The organism is Halomonas sp. A020, from assembly GCF_027943625.1.
Taxonomy (GTDB): domain Bacteria; phylum Pseudomonadota; class Gammaproteobacteria; order Pseudomonadales; family Halomonadaceae; genus Vreelandella; species Vreelandella piezotolerans.
The window spans coordinates 664,839-682,951 of sequence record NZ_AP022850.1 but is presented as its reverse complement, the minus strand read 5'-3'; the positions used below and the strand labels follow the sequence as shown (position 1 = coordinate 682,951).

The following is an 18,113-nucleotide window of genomic DNA, read 5'->3' as shown; positions in this document are numbered from 1 at the left end:
ATCATGCAGCAATTAGTGAGTGATGGACTGAGCACCTCCCGGCAGCGCGCGTTTCATGCAAAGGGGCGACACGAGGATTTGATCAACGAGCGCGGCCTTGAGCATCTCATTCATAGCCATGCCGAGCAGCTCGACGCCGACGAAGATTACTGGTTTCGCCTGCGTGGACACAATCTCAACCCCTTGGTCGATGCCGCCAGTAGTCTTTTGGGCATGGTCGTGCGGGTACGTCAGTTAGACAGTGCTGGCGATGTGGAGCGTTTGTACCGTCAAGTCGTCGACGAAATTGCGGCGATCGATATCGAGTTGACCGAGCAAGGCTATGACCGGGCGACCCTGTTGGCGTATCGCTATGTGCTGTGCTCATTCATTGATGAAGCGGTCATGGGAATGCCCTGGGGGCGCCAAAGCAAATGGGCCGAACACTCGTTACTGACGCGTTTTCACAATGAAACCTGGGGTGGGGAAAAAGTGTTTTCCATCTTGGCACGTCTGCAACAAGAACCGCAGCGTTATCGCGACATGCTGGAGTTCATCTATCTGTGCCTCTGTTTGGGCTTCGAGGGACGCTATCGGGTGATGTCGCATGGCCGCGACGAATATGAGCAAGTCGTGCGCGCCTTGGGGGATCAGTTGGCGGGGCTGAAAGAGCCTGCCGACGAGTCTTTGACGACACCGCTGAATAACGTCGTTCAGGGTCGCCAGCGCCGAGGCTCACGTTTCCCAACATGGGGAATCTTTGCCCTCTTCGGTATCGCCATGGTCGGGGTCTACCTCGCGTTCTCCTGGTCGCTGGATCAACAAGCGGACCAAATTACGTCCCTTCTCAACCAACTTTATCGTTAGGAGTCACCATGCTCAGGGTAGAGCTATCCGCACTGATTGGCCGTCTTGACACGGTGGCGAGACAAGGCCTCGAACAGGCGGCTGTACTATGCGCGCAGCAGCAAGCTCCAGAAGTGACGGCAGGGCATTTATTGCAAGCCATGCTCGACCAGCCGCTGTGCGATGTACGCCGCATCTGTGAGCATGTCGATCTGGATACGTCGCACTTGCGTGCCCAATTGGCCGAAGAGTTGCGTCCTCCACGCACCCTCGAGGTGGCCACCCCCAGCTTTTCTCCGTTGCTCATCGAGCTGCTACAAGACGCGTGGTTATTGGCCTCGACCGAGTATCAACATCTGACGCTGCGTAGTGGGGTGATTTTCACCGCCCTGCTGCATAACCCAGACCGCTACTTGGCCAGCGGATCGGTACGCGTGCTGGCCGACATCAATCGCGAGCATTTACGCCGCCATTTTGAGCGGATAACCGCTGAATCCGCCGAGGCGCCGCAAGAGGCGTCGACCTTGGCATCGCGATCGCCTACCCAGCAGAACGATGACACCGCGTTGGCACGGTTTGCCACGTCGCTAACGGAGCAAGCCCGTCAGGGCAAGTTGGACCCCGTGCTTGGTAGAGACCCGGAAATCGATCAAATGCTCGATATTCTAGGGCGGCGTCGTAAAAACAATCCTATCGTGATTGGCGACGCTGGCGTGGGTAAGAGCGCCGTCGTAGAGGGCTTGGCCGCACGTATCGTGGCAGGCCAAGTGCCCGCCGCCCTGGCGGACGTCGAGCTTTTGACACTCGACCTAGGCGCGTTACAAGCCGGTGCGGCGGTGAAAGGTGAGTTTGAAAAGCGTCTGAAAGCCGTCATCGATGAAGTGAAGAATGCACCGCGTCCGACGCTACTGTTTATCGATGAAGCGCATACGTTGATTGGTGCCGGTAACCAGGAAGGTGGCGGTGATGCGGCCAATTTACTAAAGCCCGCCCTGGCCCGGGGCGAGCTGCGTACCATCGCGGCCACCACGTGGCGTGAGTATAAAAAATACTTTGAAAAAGACCCCGCGCTATCGCGGCGTTTTCAACCCGTCGCGCTTTCTGAACCCAGCGTCGAACAGGCACTGGTCATATTGCGTGGCCTGCGGGATGTGTACGAGCGTGCTCACGGAGTGCTGATCGGCGATAGCGGTTTACGTGCGGCGGCGGCACTCTCCGCACGATATCTAGCCGGGCGACAGTTGCCTGACAAAGCCATCGATGTGTTGGATACCGCCTGCACGCGGCTGGCGCAGGCACTGGATACGCCGCCTCGCAAGCTGAGCCATCTGCAGAGCGAGCATACGGCTGCGCTGCGTGAGCGTGATCACTTAGCCCGAGAGACGCTGCTGGGTCGCGAGCCGGACACGGCGGCCCGCCACGCGTTGGATGAGCGCTTGTCGACCCTTGAAACCGAGCTATCGACCTTTGAAGCAGCTTGGCAGGCGCAGCGTGAGTGCGTGGATGCCATCGTGGGGCTGCACCGCCAACTACTCGAGCATGATTCGCAAGAGGCGTTGCCTGAACAGTGGCAGCGTGAGTTAGCCGAGCGAGAACAACAGCTAGCCCAACTTCAGGAAGACTTTGCGCTCGTGACTCCCAGCGTCGAAGAAGCGCAGATCGCGCAAGTGATCGGTGACTGGACCGGTGTGCCCGTGGAGCGAATGACCAGCGATGAGCTGACGCGACTAACCGAATTGCCTCGCTATCTGGGCGAACAAATTCAAGGGCAAGGGGCTGCCATCGAGCGGATCCATCGCCATCTGCTCACCGCCCGTGCCGACCTGCGCCGCCCCGGGCGGCCGTTGGGCGCGTTCCTGCTGGTCGGTCCTAGCGGCGTGGGCAAGACCGAAACGGTCGTGCAAATTGCCGAGCAGCTTTATGGCGGACGCCAATTTTTGACCACCATCAACATGTCCGAATACCAAGAGAAGCACACGGTATCTCGTCTGATTGGTTCGCCGCCGGGCTATGTCGGTTTTGGCGAGGGCGGGCTCTTGACGGAGGCGATCCGCCAGCGGCCCTACTCGGTGGTGTTGTTGGACGAGGTCGAGAAAGCCCACCCGGACGTGCTCAACCTGTTTTACCAAGCGTTCGATAAAGGCGAGCTTGCGGATGGAGAGGGGCGGCTGATCGATTGTAAGAACGTCGTGTTTTTCCTGACGTCGAATTTGGGCTACGAAGCCATCGTCGCCCATGGCGATGATGCCAAGGCGCTGGACGCCGCGCTCTACCCCGTTCTCGCCGACTTCTTCAAGCCTGCCCTCCTGGCGCGTATGGAAATCGTTCCTTATCTGCCCCTGGCGGGCGAGACGCTGCGCAATATCGTCCATGCCAAGCTGGCGACACTGACCAAACGTATTCAGGCGCGCCACCGCGACGCAGAGATCACCCTCGACGATGCCCTGACCGATGCCATTTGTGCCCGTGCGACGCGGAGTGAAAACGGCGCGCGCATGCTGGAGTCGGTGATCGATGGCGAGCTGTTGCCGCCGCTGTCGCGAGCGCTGTTGGCGCGTATGGCCAATCGTGAAGCCGTCACGCGCGTCTTACTTGGTATCGACCGAGCGCACGGCACCTTCACGGCGGAGGTAGGGTGACCCCATGACGCTGCCTGCTGCTTACCCTACTGCTTTCCCCTCACGGCTGCCCGTCGAGCTAGCGGGTATGCCGTTTGCCCTCACGTTGGTCGAAAGCAGCTCTCCCAGCGGATTACGCCTGCAGGCGGCCAAACTACTGCAACGGCACTTGGGCTTGACGCTAGCCGAGTGTCTCTACGTGGAGGGGAGCGGGCGTTGGCTGGGGCGGGACAGTGACGACCTGCAGTTCGACTGTGCCGATTTCAGCCATCCCTATGCCCATGTCATTCGCAGCAATAAACCATTAGCGCTGAGCGTGGCAGACGCGCGCATCCGGCTCGACCATCCTGGCTTTCAGGCCCAACTGTCGGCGTTGAGCGGCGCTTTGCAGCTCAACGTGCTGCCGTTACGTGCGCTGGACGGCGCGCGGGAGTGGCTGGGCGCACTTTTGCTAGTCGGGCAGCGAGAGACGCTCACGGCTTTGGAAAATACGCCGGAAATGGGCGCGTTCGAAGCGCTGCTTTGCCGATTGTGGTCGCGATTGACGCGGGAGCAAGGAGAGCGTCATCGCTCCCAAGCACTGCAGGCATCGTTGGCCAAACTGAACGACGGTGCTCGACGTCAAACCTTGGCCGACCGGCTCGCCGATGACCTGTTGGGTCAGTCGGCGGTGATGAGCTCCCTGCGCCAGCACATCATTCGCGCCGCAGAGACACAGCTTGCCGTTTTGCTGCAAGGGCAAACGGGCACCGGTAAAGATCGCGTGGCGCGCGCCATTCATCAATTCTCGACGCGCTCGAAGGCCCCGTTTTTGGCCATCAATTGTGCCGCCATTCCCGAAGCACTGCTGGAGTCAGAGCTGTTTGGCCATGCCAAGGGGGCTTTTTCTGGTGCTGACAAGGCTCGTGAAGGTCTGATCAGTCAAGCCGACGGCGGCACGCTGTTTCTCGATGAAATTGGCGATATGCCGTTAGCGCTACAGGCGAAGCTACTGCGCGTACTGGAGAGCGGTCGGTATCGGCCGTTGGGTGCCAGTGAAGAGCGCTGCGCCGATTTACGCTTGGTGGCAGCGACGCATCAACCGCTTAAAGAGCAGATCAAGCAGCAGCGCTTTCGAGCGGACCTTTACTACCGTTTGGGTCAGTTTCCCATCAATGTACCGCCGCTTAGCGAGCGACGGGACGATATTGCGCTACTGGCTCAGGCCTTCATTACCGCGTTTTGTCAGCGCGAAGAGCGCGACGACATCGGTATTACGCCAGCTGCCCTGCGTTTACTGAAGCGTCGAGAGTACCCAGGCAACGTGCGAGAGCTCAAAAATATCGTGGACTACGCCTGCGCCATGACGCCCGCAGGCGCTGATATCGACGTCGATGTTCTGCCTGGTGAGCATCAGGACGTGGCAACGCCTACCGCCCTGGAGGCGGTCATGCCCAATGAGTTCCCTCTCTCGGACGAAGTCGACGACCTGCGCCAAGCGCTACGTGAGGTGGAGACCTCGATCATTCGTCAGCGTTTACGGCGTTTTGGAGGAAACCGTGCACGTGCAGCGGAAAGCCTGGGACTACCAAAGCGAACGCTGGCGCATAAGTGCCAGCAACTGGAGTTGGATGGTAAATGAACACGATGCTGCTTAAACATTGGTGGCTGTTGGCTGGCCTGCTTTTGATCAGTGTGTTGATCCCCCCTCGTCTCCATGCAGAGCCCGAGACAGATTTGCTCCGTCAAGCCCGCGCCTGCGGCGAAGAGCCCTCCCGGCTGGAACGCTTGCACTGCTACGACGCGGTGTTCCAAGTCGGAGAGGGCACGTCGAACAGCGTCGACATGCCCGCACTGTGGTACGACATCGAGCAGCAAGAAGCGGCGCGTGAAGAAGAGAATGTCGGTCTCATCGTCCAAGTCTCGGGCAATGACGTGTTGATGAGCGCGCCTGCCTTGGGAACGACGCCACCTCGCCCGGTTTTGGTGATGGCCTGCGAAAAACTCATTACTCGCTTTCAACTGCACCTCCCCAGCCCTTTGACTGATGCCCGGGTAGACCTTCGACTCTCAGGGGAGGGCGGTTCCGTGCAACAGCAGTGGCGCGTGCGCGATGGCGGACAAGTGCTGAGTGGCGGCCGGGGGCTTCCCGCCATCGAAACGCTTCAGCAACTGCTGAGCGCCAATGAGCTGACCCTGCGCAGCGATGTGGGCGCTCTAGACGGTTTGCGGTTCGACGTGACGGGGCTGCGAGAATCTATTCAACCACTGCGCAATGCGTGCCGCTGGTAAAGGAGCATCGAACGATGCGCATTACGTCAGAATCTCACCTGGAGCCAATACTGGCACCGCTTTCTGCAAACGCAGAGGGCGCGCTGGTGGGTGATCCGGTGGAGGATAGCCACGATTATCTCGCGCTCGATGAAGAGATGATGAAAGTGGGATCACTGCAGCACGCTCACGTCGAGTGGGAAACCTCGGAAAGCTTGGCCATTCGCATGTTGAGTGAACGAGGTAAAGACCTAAAAGTGTTGGGCCACCTGATTCACTGCCTACAGCACGACGGCAATGGCGTTCGGTTTGCCCTTTCGCTGCGGCTGCTGGCACGCAGCATTGCCCAACCCTGGTGGGAGCATGCGTATCCTTTTACAGGGAAACGGGGCGAAAAGCTTCGCCCGCGGCTGTTTCAGCAGTTCATGCAGCGCAGCGTCAAATTGTTGGCGGGGGTGGATTTCCAAAACGCCGATGATGAGTTCGAGGCTTGCCAAGCATCGCTGCAAGAGCTGCAGCACCAAGTGGCTGAGAAATCACTGCCGAGCGAGTCGCTGGAGGAGTTCAGTCGTCAACTGCTGGCGCTGCGCCCCGCAAAACAGCGGGTACCCACTGAGCCATCGGCACCGCCAAGTGCGGAGTCCTCTTCCACGGAACCGCGTCCGTCGGCAGGCGCAGCACCGGCGGCATCTTCTGCCCATAAAGCCCCCGAGCTGCGTCTGGAAGCGGGGAATGAGCGCGCCAACCGTCAAGCGCTGCTCAAAATGGCGGAGTTTCTCGGAGAGCAATCCATCGGTGAGCCGCTGGCGTATCGTCTGCGTCGCTATGCGGTGTGGAACACCATTCAAGCACTCCCGGCCGCAAAAGAGAACGGCAAGACCGAGCTGGCTCCCGTGTCTGCCGATAGGATCGCCGATTACCGCGAAGCGCTGGCAAAAGGCGGCGATTATGCACTTTGGCAGCGGATTGAAAATAGTTTGGCGCTCAGCCCCTATTGGCTCGAGGGCCATCGCATGAGCGCTGGCTTGGCGAAACAGCTCGGGCACCTACGCTGTGCCGAAGCGATTCGTGACGAGACGCAGCGCTTCGTCGAGCGGCTGCCGGGGATTGACGCGTTGACGTTCAACAACGGCGTGGCGTTTCTCGATGGGGAGACGGCGCGATGGGTTCAGAGTAGCCCAGGGAGTAGCGATGGCGCTGGGAGTGGAAACGATGCCTGGCAGTCGGGCTTGGAAGAAGCCCGGGAAACCATGGAAAACGGCGATGTAGGCGCGGCGCTCAAAATTTTGGATCAAGGCCTTAGCCGAGCGCGATCTCCGCGCGACAGCGCCTACTGGCGGTTGGCCAGTGCGGAGCTGCTGCAAGAGGCGGGTTTGGAAAGCCTCGCTCAGCAACACTACCAAACGCTGCACCAACTTGTGACGGCCCTTGCATTAGAGCAGTGGGAACCGGGCTTGGTGTCACGCCTGAAAGCGACGATTCAAGAGACGCACTAACAACGGACATCATCAGAAGGGACGAGGGATAAAGGCTCATGTGGTCAACTTTCATGTCGAAACTAAGTCGCTGGGTGCCGGGGTTATCGCGGGCACAGTCAGCGCACAACCAAGCCAATGCGCACGGTAACAAAGCGAAAGGCTTGCTCAGGCTCTCTACGCTGCTGTGGTCGGTACTGCTGATCGTGCTGGTTGTCGCTATCTGGTGGTGGGGGCCGAGCTGGGAAGTGCGTGGCATGAGGCCGCTGGCACCGCTCACCAATCGCTTGTTGGCCACGCTGGCGGTCGTGACGGTAGCCGCCATTGTGTGGGGCGTTCGCCTCGCTCGCCGCCTGCGGGCATTGGACGAGCAGCGTCAGTTAGAGGAGGCGCGTCAGCAAGACCCCATCATGAGCCAAGTCGAGCGGCAAGAAGCGTCGCTCAATCGCGTGCTGAGTGAACTTACCGAGAGTTTGGGCGGTGGTGCTAACAGTCGGTATCGCTTGCCCTGGTACCTCGTCATGGGCGTAGAAAACGCGGGTAAGACTAGCCTGATCAACCGGTCTGGGCAAAACTTTGCGCTCACCCATGTGATGAAGGCCTCGGGGCAGAGCAGCAAGCAAGGCCAGCTAGGCTTCGATTGGTGGATTGGCGATCAAGCGGTGTTGATCGACCCGGATGGTGAGCTATTGACCCAAGGCGCGATGGAAGAGGGCGAGCCCCAGGCGCTGCAGAGCCGCCTTTGGGACCACTTTGTGGGATGGCTCGAGCGCAACCGAGCCCAGCGACCGTTGGATGGCGTGGTGCTCGTATTGGACCTTGCTCGTTTGAGCCATGCCCAGGTCGCCGTTCGTAAAGCCTACGCGGCGCTGTTGCGCAGCCGGTTACGCGAGCTGATGGAGCGCCACGGCACGCGGCTGCCCGTTTACGTCACGTTCAGTAAGATGGATTTGTTGCACGGGTTCGATGATTTCTTCCGCCACTACTCGCGCACCGCTCGCAAAGCGCCACTCGGCTTCACCTTCACCCCTGCCTCTATGCATACGCCAGGCCAGTGGGAAACCGAGTTCGAGGCGGATTACGACGCGATGTTGTCGCGCTTGAACCAACTGTTACCGACGATGCTCTCCGAGTGTCGCGACCGCGAAGAGCGCGAATCGGTCTTCCGTTTTGTTCGCCAATTAGCAGGGCTGCGTGACGTGCTGCAGGGCTTTTTGACCGAAGCGCTCTCCAGCGACCGCTTTTCGACCGCCGCCATGGTGCGCGGCACCTACTTTACCTCGGTGTATCAGCAGGGCGTACCGGAAGACCCCTTCGTGGATGCAGCGGCGCGCCGTTACGGCATGGACGATAGCGTGCAGCCCGCGCATCGGGCCACCCGCAGTGCGCTGTACTTTACCGAAGAACTCTTCGAAAAGATCATTTATCCCGAGGCAGGGTTAGCCGGTGATAATGCTCGGGCGGCCCAGCGCCGCCAGCGTATGCGCACGCTCAGCCTCGTTGCCTGTTTGGTGATGGGAGTCGGTTTAGTCGGCGGCTGGGCGCATTTCTACCAGAAAAACAGCGTCTCGCTGGCGGCCGTGGAAGAGCGTGCCGAGACCTTCTTAGCGACCCAGCCAGAAGCGTTTCAAAGTGATGACCCTTCCGGGTATGAGTTATTGGAGCCCCTCGATCGGTTGCGCTACGCGCTGGAAACCTTCGAGGGCTACCAAACTCATACGCCCTATTTGGCGGACATGGGGTTGTATCAAGGGCATATCATCGGCGCGCAGGTCGAGCGAGCCTACCTAGCGATGCTCGAGCATCAGTTCTTGCCCGCTTTGATGATCGGCATCATGGATGACATGAACCGGGCCGAGCCGGGCAGCAATGCCAAGTTAGCGCTGCTGCGTGTGCTGCGGATGATGTCGGATGACAGCGGCCGTCAACCCGAACGTGTCGAGCGCTACATGGCCCAGCGCTGGCAGAGCTTCTTTCCCCAACAGGGCGATGTTCAGCAGCGGCTGCTTACTCACCTAGACTACGCCATGGCGCATAGTGACTTACAAGGGCGCATCGCGGCAGGCAGCCCCCGCGCCGAACAGGCCATGACGCCGCTGCAAGGGAGCATTGCGGCGGCGCAAGAGGAGTTGGCACGCCAGCCTATCGATGAGCGTGTTTATGCCGCGCTGAAGGCGGCAGGCAGCCGCCAGGGTGAACCGCTGGATCTACGCCGCAGTGTGGGCACGCTGTTCGATACGGTGTTCATGTCGCGCAATGACAATCCCGAACACGTTCAATTACCGCACCTAGTGACGCGCAATGGCTTCGAGAACTACTTTTTGCAAGAGCTAGACCGTGCCACCGAGCTGGCGCTGATCGACGCCTGGGTACTCGGCCAACGCGACGACATCAACTTTAGCGCCGCCGACCGTCAGCAGTTGCAAGCGGCTCTACGAGAGCACTACGTAGCGGATTATCACGTCAGTTGGCGTGATGCCCTGCGCGACACGCAGCTAGTGCCGCTGCCCGATATTCGTCAAGCCATCGTCGTGGCCGATGCACTCGTCGGCGCGCAGCGTCCGCTGGACCGGCTGCTGGATGCAGTGGCTCGCAATACCAGCCTGTACCCTGAGCTTCCCGTCGACGATGAACAGGCAAGAGAAGCACTAAGGCAGTCCCAGCGCTACCAGTTGGCACTGGCCATCGAGCAGCCTTTCACGCCGATCAATCAGCTCAGTCAGGCGCGTAACGACAACCCCTCGTCGCTTGAGGAGATCAAATCAGCCGTCACCGCACTGCGTGATTACCTGATGGATATAGAGGAGGCGAACGACTCAGGACGCGCTGCCTTCATTACCGTTCGTGACCGCCTCTCACTGCGTGGTAACGACCCTATCTACAACTTACAGCGGATAGCCGACAACACCCCCGAGCCGGTTGGCCGGATGCTGCATAACTTGGCCAACCAAAGCTGGGAACTGATGATGGTAAGCGCAACACGCCATCTTGAGAGCCAGTGGCTGGACGAAGTGGTGGCTCCCTATCAAGAGCGATTGGCAGGCCGCTACCCGCTGTCGCCCAGTGCAAATCGGGAAGTCGCGCTCAGTGATTTCGAAGCGTTCTTTGCGCCTAACGGCACCCTAGACGCGTTCTACCAGGACAGCCTCAAGCCCTTCATCGAAGGCGCGCCGGAGTACTTGGTCGATGCAGAAGGAAACTCCCTGCTGCGTGACAGCCTCTACACCGCTGTTCAACAGGCCGAGCAGATTCGTCGCGCCTACTTTAGCCGCGACGGCGCGCTCGACGTGGAGTTTGCTTTAGAGCCCGTCAGCCTGAGCCCCGACAAGCGACGCAGTGTCATTAGTGTCGATGGTCAGCTCATCGAGTATGCACATAGTGCCAGCCAGCGGGTCTCCATGATTTGGCCCAATGCACTGCGTAGCGGCACGGAAAGCCGCATCACCATGGTGCCCAGTGAAGTGAACCGTTCGCCGCGCAGCATCAGCCAGGAGGGTGCCTGGGCCTGGTTCCGCTTGCTTGAACAAGCGGATATCACCAGCGTCAGCGAGCGTGAGCTGGAACTGCGGTTCAATGTCGATGGCGGCAGCATGCGCTATCGCCTGTTCGCCGATAGCGCCCCCAATCCGTTTACTCGCCCGTTGGCTTCTGGTTTCCAGCTGCCCTCGGCGCTCTATGCAGAGCGGAGGGATGATGCTGACCAAACTTAAGCAGCTGTTCAGCGCGCAACCTTCCCCCAAACGGCCAGCACGACATGGGGGTAAACGCTCGCGCCCTCTGGAAGAAGCGCGACCAGAGGACATCGATCGCTTTATCGAGGCCGTTTACCAAGCCGATGCCAAAGGACACTCGCCGTGGCTGCTACGCGATGACAGCGCATTGGACACCTTGCGGCGGGCCTTGGAGTTCACCGTTCACCAAGGCCTTTGGCTTCAGCGCGAAGAGGGGCAAGTGGCCCGCTGGCAAGGGCGCTTGCTGGCCCTTCGCCATGGCGAGGGGCCGCCACTGGGTATGGTATTGGCTTGCCGTCCGGATGACGAAGCCGCCTGGCAGCTCCGTTTTTTCTACATTAGCAAAGAGTGGAAAGGAAGCGGCCATGGAACGCGCTTACTCAGGGCCGTCAGGCGGAGCTTGAGCGGCGTGCCGCTGCAGATACGCCTGCCGCTGACCTGCTACTCGGCTGTGGATAGCCTCGAAGCCGCAGGCTTCACGCGTCAATACGTCGATGCGTTCGAGGTGGCCACCTACGAAGCACCCGCCAAATGGGATGAATGATCGTCGGATAGCGTGACACAGGAAAAGGAGAACCAACGATGGGTCAAAAGTTCGTACTCGTGGGTGACATGGGCACCGATCATGACGGGTTCCCGCCCACCCCCGTCACCGCCGGTAGCGGCACGGTCATCATGGATGGCAAACCGGTCGCCCGCGTTGGCGACCCGCTGGAACCCCATGACAAGCCCAACCATCCACCCCACCCGCGCACGATTGCCCAGGGCTCAGGCTCCATACTGATCGACGGCAAACCCGCCGCGCTGACAGGCCACGCGGTGGATTGCGGCGGCGTTGTTATTGGCTCTGGCTCAGGAGAAGGAAGCTGATATGCAAAGCACCGGACTGCACTTTACCGTGACGCTACCCGGCGTTGTCGACGTGGCCGTCATCGACTTCACCCATCGTGAAGCCCTCTCCCAGCCCTTCGAACTGACGCTGAACCTGGCCAGCCGTGACGGCAGCCTGGATGCCGCCGACCTGCTGGACCGCGAAGCGAGCCTCACTATTTGGCAGGATGGCGAGCCGCTGCGCCGTGTACACGGCATCATCAGCGAATTTGGCCGCGGCGACCGCGGCCACCGCCGCACGTTTTACTCGCTGGTGCTGCGCCCCGCCCTATGGCGGCTCTCGCTGCGCCACAACTCGCGCATCTTCCAAAAGGTCGACCCGCTGACCATCATCAATACCCTGTGCGACGAGCGGGGCATTACCGATGTGAGCTTTGCCGTGACTCGCGAGTTAGCCGAGCGCGAGTACTGCGTGCAGTACCGGGAAACCGACCTCGCCTTTATCGAGCGCCTCGCCGCGGAAGAAGGCTTGTTCTTCTTTCATGAATTTGAAGAGAGAGATGGGGGCGCCCACCGCTTGATCTTCGCCGATGACCCCAAGGTATTGACCAACGTCGGTGAGCGCTCTTACCACAGCCGTGCAGGTGGCACCGCGCCTACGCGCCATGTGCGCAAGCTCAGCCAGACTGCTCGGGTAGCCGCCGCCACGGCGACGTTGAAGGACTACAGCTTCAAAAACCCCGCCTACGCCCAGCTACACGAGCACTTGGGCCGCGAGGTAGAACGCCACGGCCAGCGGGACGACTACGAACACTACGACTACCCCGGCCGCTACAAGCAGGACGCATCCGGCAAGCCCTTCAGCCGTATCCGCCTGGAACAGCTCCGCCGGGAAGCCATCACGGCCAGCGCTGACAGCGACTTGCCCGAACTCGCCCCCGGCGTGCGCTTTACCCTCACCGACCACGACACCGACAGCCTCAACCGCGACTGGCAGGCCATCGACGTCCACCACGTGGGGGAGCAGCCCCAGGCGCTGGAAGAGGATGGCATGACCCACAGTGACGCCAGTGGCATGACCCGTTACCACAATCAGGTCACCCTCATCCCCGGCGACACCCCGTGGCGGGCCACGCCCAATCCCAAGCCCCGGGTCGATGGCCCGCAAGTCGCCTTCGTGGTCGGCCCGGAGGGCGAAGAGATTCACTGCGACGAGCATGGCCGGGTCAAGGTGCAGTTCCCCTGGGACCGCTACGCGGAACCAGACGACACCGCCAGCTGCTGGGTTCGCGTCGCCCAAGGCTGGGCGGGCGGCGGCTACGGCAGCATCGCCATTCCGCGGATAGGTCACGAAGTCATCGTCTCCTTCCTGGAAGGCGACCCGGACCAGCCGTTGGTCACTGGGCGTACCTATCACGCAGTGAACACCGCCCCGTATCCGCTGCCGGAACACAAAACCCGTACCGTCATCCGCACCCAAAGCCACAAGGCAGAAGGCTTCAACGAACTGCGCTTCGAAGACGAAGCGGGCGAAGAGCAGATCTGGCTACACGCCCAGAAAGACCTGGAGCTGCTCACCCTCAACGACCGCACCGAAGAGATCCGCCACGACAGCCACCTTAAGGTGCACAACGACCGCATCAGCGAGATCGACAATGACGACCACCACACGGTGCACGGCCATCGCTACGGCAAGGTAGACGGCGATGACCACCTCACCGTAGACGGCACCCGCCATGAAAAGATCGGCCAGGCGCAGTTGTTAGAAGCCGGGCAGGAGGTTCACCACAAAGCGGGCATGAAGGTGGTGATCGAAGCCGGTGCGGAAATCACCCTAAAAGCAGGCGGCAGTTTCCTCAAGATCGACCCCAGCGGCGTTACCCTGGTGGGCCCCCAGGTCAAGATCAATTCCGGCGGCAGCCCGGGTTCGGGGAGTGGACAAGCGGCGCAGGGGCCGAGGCTGCCCGAGGAGGCAGAGGCAGAAAGCCATCAGCCGGTTGCGCCCATTAACCGCCCGGCCCAGCTTAAAACGCTGCTCAAGGCACCGGCCCGCTGCGAGATTTGCGAAGATTCGAGCCAGGGAAATCGCTAGATGGAACGCCCCCAGAGAGTGACGCATGCATTGGTAGACGGCGTACGCTTCCCCAATGCGCTTCAGCGCTTATATCGCCGTGATGACCTTCGAGATATCGAACCACTCTACCTGATGACCCGCTGGTCATCGCTGGCCGAGCAGGGGCCTATTCTGGTGCATCTTAAGGGGGATGGCCTGTTAGGTGACGTGTGCGACAACGACGATGCCGAGCTATATCGGGCGCTGTCGTTCTTGAGTAGTCACGCCAGTATGAGGGAGTTGAGCCACCACCTGGCCCAGTTCGTGACGTTCAGTGTGGAAGGGCACGAGCAGTTGCTTCGCTTTGCGGACCCCCTGGTCACCCGTCACTGGCTGAGCAGTTATGGCGATACCTTGCCAGCTGAGCTGATGGGGCCCCTCGACACTTGGTGGGTGGCGGACTGGGCGCCTCTCTGGGCCGCACCTCGTACCGTGAGCTGGCAGACGTTCTGTGCTGGCCAGGCCTCCTCGGGAAATGGGTGGCAGCGCTCTTTTCCTCCCATGGGAAGCGCGCAGCTCGCCGCGCTGGATGCCGTCGATCGATGGCAGCTCAAAGAGCGCCTGGCGGATCATTTCAACCAGCACGCGGTGGCGTCGTGGTGTCAGTTGCCGTCGGCGGAGCGCGGGCAATGGCTCGATGATCGCCTGGACGATGCCATTGCGTGGGGGGCTCATACAGAACGGCAGTTGGCGATTTGGCTGAGCTTGAGCCTGGAGTGGGGTGAGCACTTCATGACCGAGCCGTATGGGCTCTATGCTCGCTGGTGGGCGCAACTGCCCGAGCCGAAGCCGCGCTCAAGGCAAGAGCAACTGTATGCATTGGATGCCTGGAGCCGAAGTCCGGAAGCCACGCCACATGGCCGAGCCCCGGCATCACTCTTGAACGACGAGGACACTCATGGATAACACGGATGCTCAGGCACGCAATGCCGCCTTCGATGAAACGCCGATTGGCGGCGGTGTGTGTCCTTTACTGCTGGATGTCACCCTGTTTCCCGTGCGCTATGCCATCGATGAAGCGCCTGAACAGGCGGGGGCTCCCCACCCTCACCCCTTGTCTGAACAGTGGCAAGGCCCTGGTTACCCGGCTATCCACACCCGTGGCTACACGCTGAGGCAGCTGCGTGACGGGTGGCTGTACGTATGGGTCGAGGAAGATGGCGAGCAGCGGATCGACGAGTATGTCGTGGAAGGGGCCACGTTCAATGGTGAGCCGCACCTGACCTATTCGACGTGCAACGCCATCGCCCTGGCCTACTCCCCGATGCAGTGGACCGAGCGTATTCGCGAGCACATGCTGGAAAACGCCGAGGCGCGCCAACGAACCATGCGCTCCGTGAACCTGATGTCGGCGATCAGCGACACCGCCGATGGCACCTCTCTCTCGGCCCATGTGGGTCCCTTGACCCAGTTGGCAGAGCACGTGGCGGATATCACGCCCAATGGTGCGGTGGAGGGTTTTACCAGTACCACCGTTTCGACCATTGAGAGAGCCGAGACGGCGGATGCCAGTGACGGCGACGGCGATGAGGAGGGTGTCTATCCGCTGTTGGCCGTAAAACCCGAGATCACCCAGGACAGCGTGCTGGCCGCCGTGGACAACCATGACGAAGCTTTGTTCGTCGCCCTGGATGACGATTTGGGTATTGTTAATGATCTAACGATGGCCTTGGTGGGGCGGCAGCTTGAGTTAGAAGCCTTTCTGGAAGAGCACGGCCATCAACTTGAAATCGCTCAAGTCGTCAAAGCGCTGTGTCTGATCGATATTGACGATCTGATCAGTGACGACGTTCGCCAGGATCCTGAGCGTTATCGAGACATCATGCTCAAGACAGGTGAATTGCTCGATGCCATGAAAAATGTCACCAATGGGTCAGATCATACCCTGCTTCGTAGAGAGCAGCGCGTCACGCAACTGCGTGAAGAGTTGGTCGAGCTGGGCATGCCGACGCCACCGGGCCGCCATAGCCCGCTCTATGAAGAGTGGCATGGAAAAGAACTGCCACGTTTGGATGTCAGATCGGAGGAGGCCATTGCGTTTCTGGCCGAAAAAGCGCCACAGCTCGAACGCTTGCACACCCATATCGACAACAGCCTGGCCGATTTTACGGTGTGGCTCGAACGGCTTCCCCTCTCAGCCCAATCGCTGTGTTTCGATACCGTTGATGCCGAGCAAAACCGAGCGATGCACGAATGGGGATGCATGGTCGTCGAAGTGTTAGGTGCCACGCAGGTTGGCCGTGCATGGCTGGATGATACGTTTCACAACCGTGATTCATTGATCAGCGTGGCGATGAGCAACTTCGACCCGGCCCTTGCCGAAGCCCTCGACACCATTGCGCGTCACTTCATTGCGCAAGGCACCGAGGATGGTCAGCCCGCTGATAGTGGTGTCACGGCGACAGGGGTGGTCAGCCAAGCCAATGCCGCGCTGGGCGTGCTCTCGCTAGAAGAAGTACAACGCCACCCGGCCTATCAAGCGCTTGCCCCGCATGTTCAGGAGGCGTTCGATACCCTGCGAAGCGAGGTCAGTAGCGCCTCCAAAAAGCTTTGGGAAACCATCGGTTACCAGTTTCTGCCCTCGTTGAGCGCCAAGGGGCAAGTGTCCATGGAGAAAGCCGCCAGAGCCCTGGTGCACTCCATGATGGTGGTCATGGTCCACCCGGACGTAGCTGCTACTGACATTACGATCGATCTCGATTACGAAGCCAGGCATCGCGAATGGCGGGAGCAGGCATGGCGACTCACTGGCGAAATTCGCACGGAAGAGTTACGCAGCCGCCGTGAAGGCCAGAGTGCCCAACAGCGCACCGCCAGTAGTCAACGACTGGAGGCATTAGAGCAACAACGCTACGAACACGCCTTCAACGAACCCAAACGTGTCACGGCTAACGAGGGAGCCGGTGGAGGTATCGATCAAAGCGCAGCAGGCAACCAGACCCGAGCCAGCAACCTCTCCAGTGCGGGCTATTACGAACTGCGTGAACAACACCGTGTGAAATTGACCAGTGGTGCCAGTGCCGCACGCCGCCACATGGCAAGCCGCGTAGAGCAGTTAGGCGGTGGCCTGGCGCTATTGATCGCAGGGTTGAACCTCTACAACTTTATCGATGCCGCTCGCACCGCCCAAAAAGAAGGCGTGGATGAGGAAGGCATGCGCCAACTGGCCGCGACCACGGGGGCCGCGACGGTGGCTGTCATGAGTCTGTGGGTCATGCCGTTTTGGAACCGTGCAGCGAAAAGATCTTTTCGGTTTAACGGCAACATGATACGTCTAACGGATGTTTCTATCGGTGAGTGGCAAAGCAATGGCAGGCAGGCGGCCTCACGTATCGCCGCGAGGTTGGCCACTCGTATGGCAGGTTTGTCGGCTATTGGGGCAATTGCTGCTGGGCTTGACATGTGGCAAACAAACAAGGATCTGAGAGAAGCAACCAGTGTTATTGAGCGTAATGCGCTTAATGTAAAAAGAGCTGCCAGCTTAGCAATGACTATTACAGGTGTTGCCCAGGTTGGTGGTGCTGCTTTGGGTCGCTGGTTTGCATTTTCCTGGATATTAGGACCTAAAGTTGCGGTCGTCCTGCTTGCTGCGGGTGTCATCCATCTAATCGCCTCTCACTTTGCTGCACGCTATAACCGTGAGGGAGTGCGGGGGTGGCTATATACCAGTACGTGGGGCAATGGAGAATTGGCATGGGAAGCCAGTGATGAGGGGCATAAGAGCGAGTGGCAGGCCCTGATGGAGATTCTGCTTCAGCCCACTGTGAAGCTCACCAGCGTCACTGATCTGGAGTTTGACTCATCCAACATGAGCTATTACGGGACAGGCAAAATGAGCCGTACGTATCAGGGCTGCTGGGTGCAAATCGCCTTTCCCGCTGTGCTGGCGGGTGAAACCGTCAAGCTATCCGAAAATGCCCGAGGCGGGTTCTGGGCACCTGCCAGTAGTTATGAACAAAGCCCCACTCAACAAGGTGAACGGGGTGCTGTGCTACCCGCTGACGCTGGCTATGACACTGGCGATGTACGCGTATGGCAAGCCTGGATTCCCGCCAGTGAACAGGCTGAGCGGGAGCCGTTTGTAATGACAGTGAATTATGCAGAGACGCTGCTCGCATCATCAGAAAGCAGCCTAGGCTTTACCTTTTACAAGCCGAATGCCGCCCGAGGCAAAAAAGAGATCGAGCCCAATAGCGAAGAAGGCCAAGGCATCAACCTGCCCGCCCGCTTTGACATCACGGTACCCATGAGTTTAGAAGAGTAAGGAAAT

At 60.0% G+C, this 18,113-nt stretch carries 11 protein-coding genes; all 11 read left to right on the top strand.

Going from position 1 to position 18,113, the window contains the following annotated elements:
- Positions 1 to 3: 3 nt before the first annotated feature.
- The 11 genes from icmH to FRH_RS03050 are packed head-to-tail and all read left to right on the top strand — an operon-like array spanning position 4 to position 18,107.
- The gene (icmH, locus tag FRH_RS03100) at positions 4 to 846 is read left to right on the top strand and encodes a type IVB secretion system protein IcmH/DotU (protein WP_218013962.1); all 843 of its coding nucleotides are present in this window, start codon (positions 4 to 6) and stop codon (positions 844 to 846) included.
- 8 nt (positions 847 to 854) lie between these two features.
- The gene (tssH, locus tag FRH_RS03095; RefSeq protein WP_281997724.1) at positions 855 to 3,464 is read left to right on the top strand and encodes a type VI secretion system ATPase TssH; all 2,610 of its coding nucleotides are present in this window, start codon (positions 855 to 857) and stop codon (positions 3,462 to 3,464) included.
- Positions 3,465 to 3,468: 4 nt separating this feature from the next.
- Positions 3,469 to 5,064 (top strand): sigma-54 dependent transcriptional regulator, encoded by a 1,596-nt coding sequence (locus FRH_RS03090; protein ID WP_281997723.1) that lies wholly within the window; start codon positions 3,469 to 3,471, stop codon positions 5,062 to 5,064.
- The gene (gene vasI, locus FRH_RS03085) at positions 5,061 to 5,714 is read left to right on the top strand and encodes a type VI secretion system-associated protein VasI (protein ID WP_281997722.1); all 654 of its coding nucleotides are present in this window, start codon (positions 5,061 to 5,063) and stop codon (positions 5,712 to 5,714) included. Before FRH_RS03090 ends, vasI begins: the two co-directional genes overlap by 4 nt.
- Positions 5,715 to 5,728: 14 nt before the next feature.
- On the top strand, positions 5,729 to 7,189 hold the full coding sequence (tssA, locus tag FRH_RS03080; protein ID WP_281997721.1) for a type VI secretion system protein TssA: 1,461 nt from the start codon (positions 5,729 to 5,731) through the stop codon (positions 7,187 to 7,189).
- 53 nt (positions 7,190 to 7,242) lie between these two features.
- Positions 7,243 to 10,878 carry a type VI secretion system membrane subunit TssM gene (gene tssM / locus FRH_RS03075; protein ID WP_281997720.1) on the top strand — a complete coding sequence of 1,212 codons (3,636 nt, stop codon included), beginning with the start codon at positions 7,243 to 7,245 and terminating at the stop codon, positions 10,876 to 10,878.
- On the top strand, positions 10,862 to 11,443 hold the full coding sequence (locus tag FRH_RS03070; protein ID WP_139525708.1) for a GNAT family N-acetyltransferase: 582 nt from the start codon (positions 10,862 to 10,864) through the stop codon (positions 11,441 to 11,443). Before tssM ends, FRH_RS03070 begins: the two co-directional genes overlap by 17 nt.
- Before the next feature lie 38 nt (positions 11,444 to 11,481).
- A complete protein-coding gene (locus tag FRH_RS03065) occupies positions 11,482 to 11,769 on the top strand; it encodes a type VI secretion system PAAR protein (RefSeq protein WP_281997719.1) in 288 nt (95 codons plus the stop codon).
- A 1-nt stretch (position 11,770) separates the two neighbouring features.
- Positions 11,771 to 13,822, top strand: coding sequence for a type VI secretion system tip protein TssI/VgrG (gene tssI / locus FRH_RS03060; RefSeq protein ID WP_281997718.1), 2,052 nt, complete (start codon positions 11,771 to 11,773; stop codon positions 13,820 to 13,822).
- A complete protein-coding gene (locus FRH_RS03055; RefSeq protein WP_281997717.1) occupies positions 13,823 to 14,749 on the top strand; it encodes a DUF4123 domain-containing protein in 927 nt (308 codons plus the stop codon).
- A complete protein-coding gene (locus FRH_RS03050; protein WP_281997716.1) occupies positions 14,742 to 18,107 on the top strand; it encodes a T6SS effector BTH_I2691 family protein in 3,366 nt (1,121 codons plus the stop codon). Before FRH_RS03055 ends, FRH_RS03050 begins: the two co-directional genes overlap by 8 nt.
- The last annotated feature ends 6 nt before the right edge of the window (positions 18,108 to 18,113 follow it).

What these genes read in the sequence shown, in the direction of transcription:
- icmH (WP_218013962.1), top strand. Translation starts at nt 4, where the DNA reads ATGCAGCAATTAGTGAGTGATGGACTGAGCACCTCCCGGCAGCGCGCG.
- tssH (WP_281997724.1), top strand. Translation starts at nt 855, where the DNA reads ATGCTCAGGGTAGAGCTATCCGCACTGATTGGCCGTCTTGACACGGTG.
- FRH_RS03090 (WP_281997723.1), top strand. Translation starts at nt 3,469, where the DNA reads ATGACGCTGCCTGCTGCTTACCCTACTGCTTTCCCCTCACGGCTGCCC.
- vasI (WP_281997722.1), top strand. Translation starts at nt 5,061, where the DNA reads ATGAACACGATGCTGCTTAAACATTGGTGGCTGTTGGCTGGCCTGCTT.
- tssA (WP_281997721.1), top strand. Translation starts at nt 5,729, where the DNA reads ATGCGCATTACGTCAGAATCTCACCTGGAGCCAATACTGGCACCGCTT.
- tssM (WP_281997720.1), top strand. Translation starts at nt 7,243, where the DNA reads ATGTCGAAACTAAGTCGCTGGGTGCCGGGGTTATCGCGGGCACAGTCA.
- FRH_RS03070 (WP_139525708.1), top strand. Translation starts at nt 10,862, where the DNA reads ATGCTGACCAAACTTAAGCAGCTGTTCAGCGCGCAACCTTCCCCCAAA.
- FRH_RS03065 (WP_281997719.1), top strand. Translation starts at nt 11,482, where the DNA reads ATGGGTCAAAAGTTCGTACTCGTGGGTGACATGGGCACCGATCATGAC.
- tssI (WP_281997718.1), top strand. Translation starts at nt 11,771, where the DNA reads ATGCAAAGCACCGGACTGCACTTTACCGTGACGCTACCCGGCGTTGTC.
- FRH_RS03055 (WP_281997717.1), top strand. Translation starts at nt 13,823, where the DNA reads ATGGAACGCCCCCAGAGAGTGACGCATGCATTGGTAGACGGCGTACGC.
- FRH_RS03050 (WP_281997716.1), top strand. Translation starts at nt 14,742, where the DNA reads ATGGATAACACGGATGCTCAGGCACGCAATGCCGCCTTCGATGAAACG.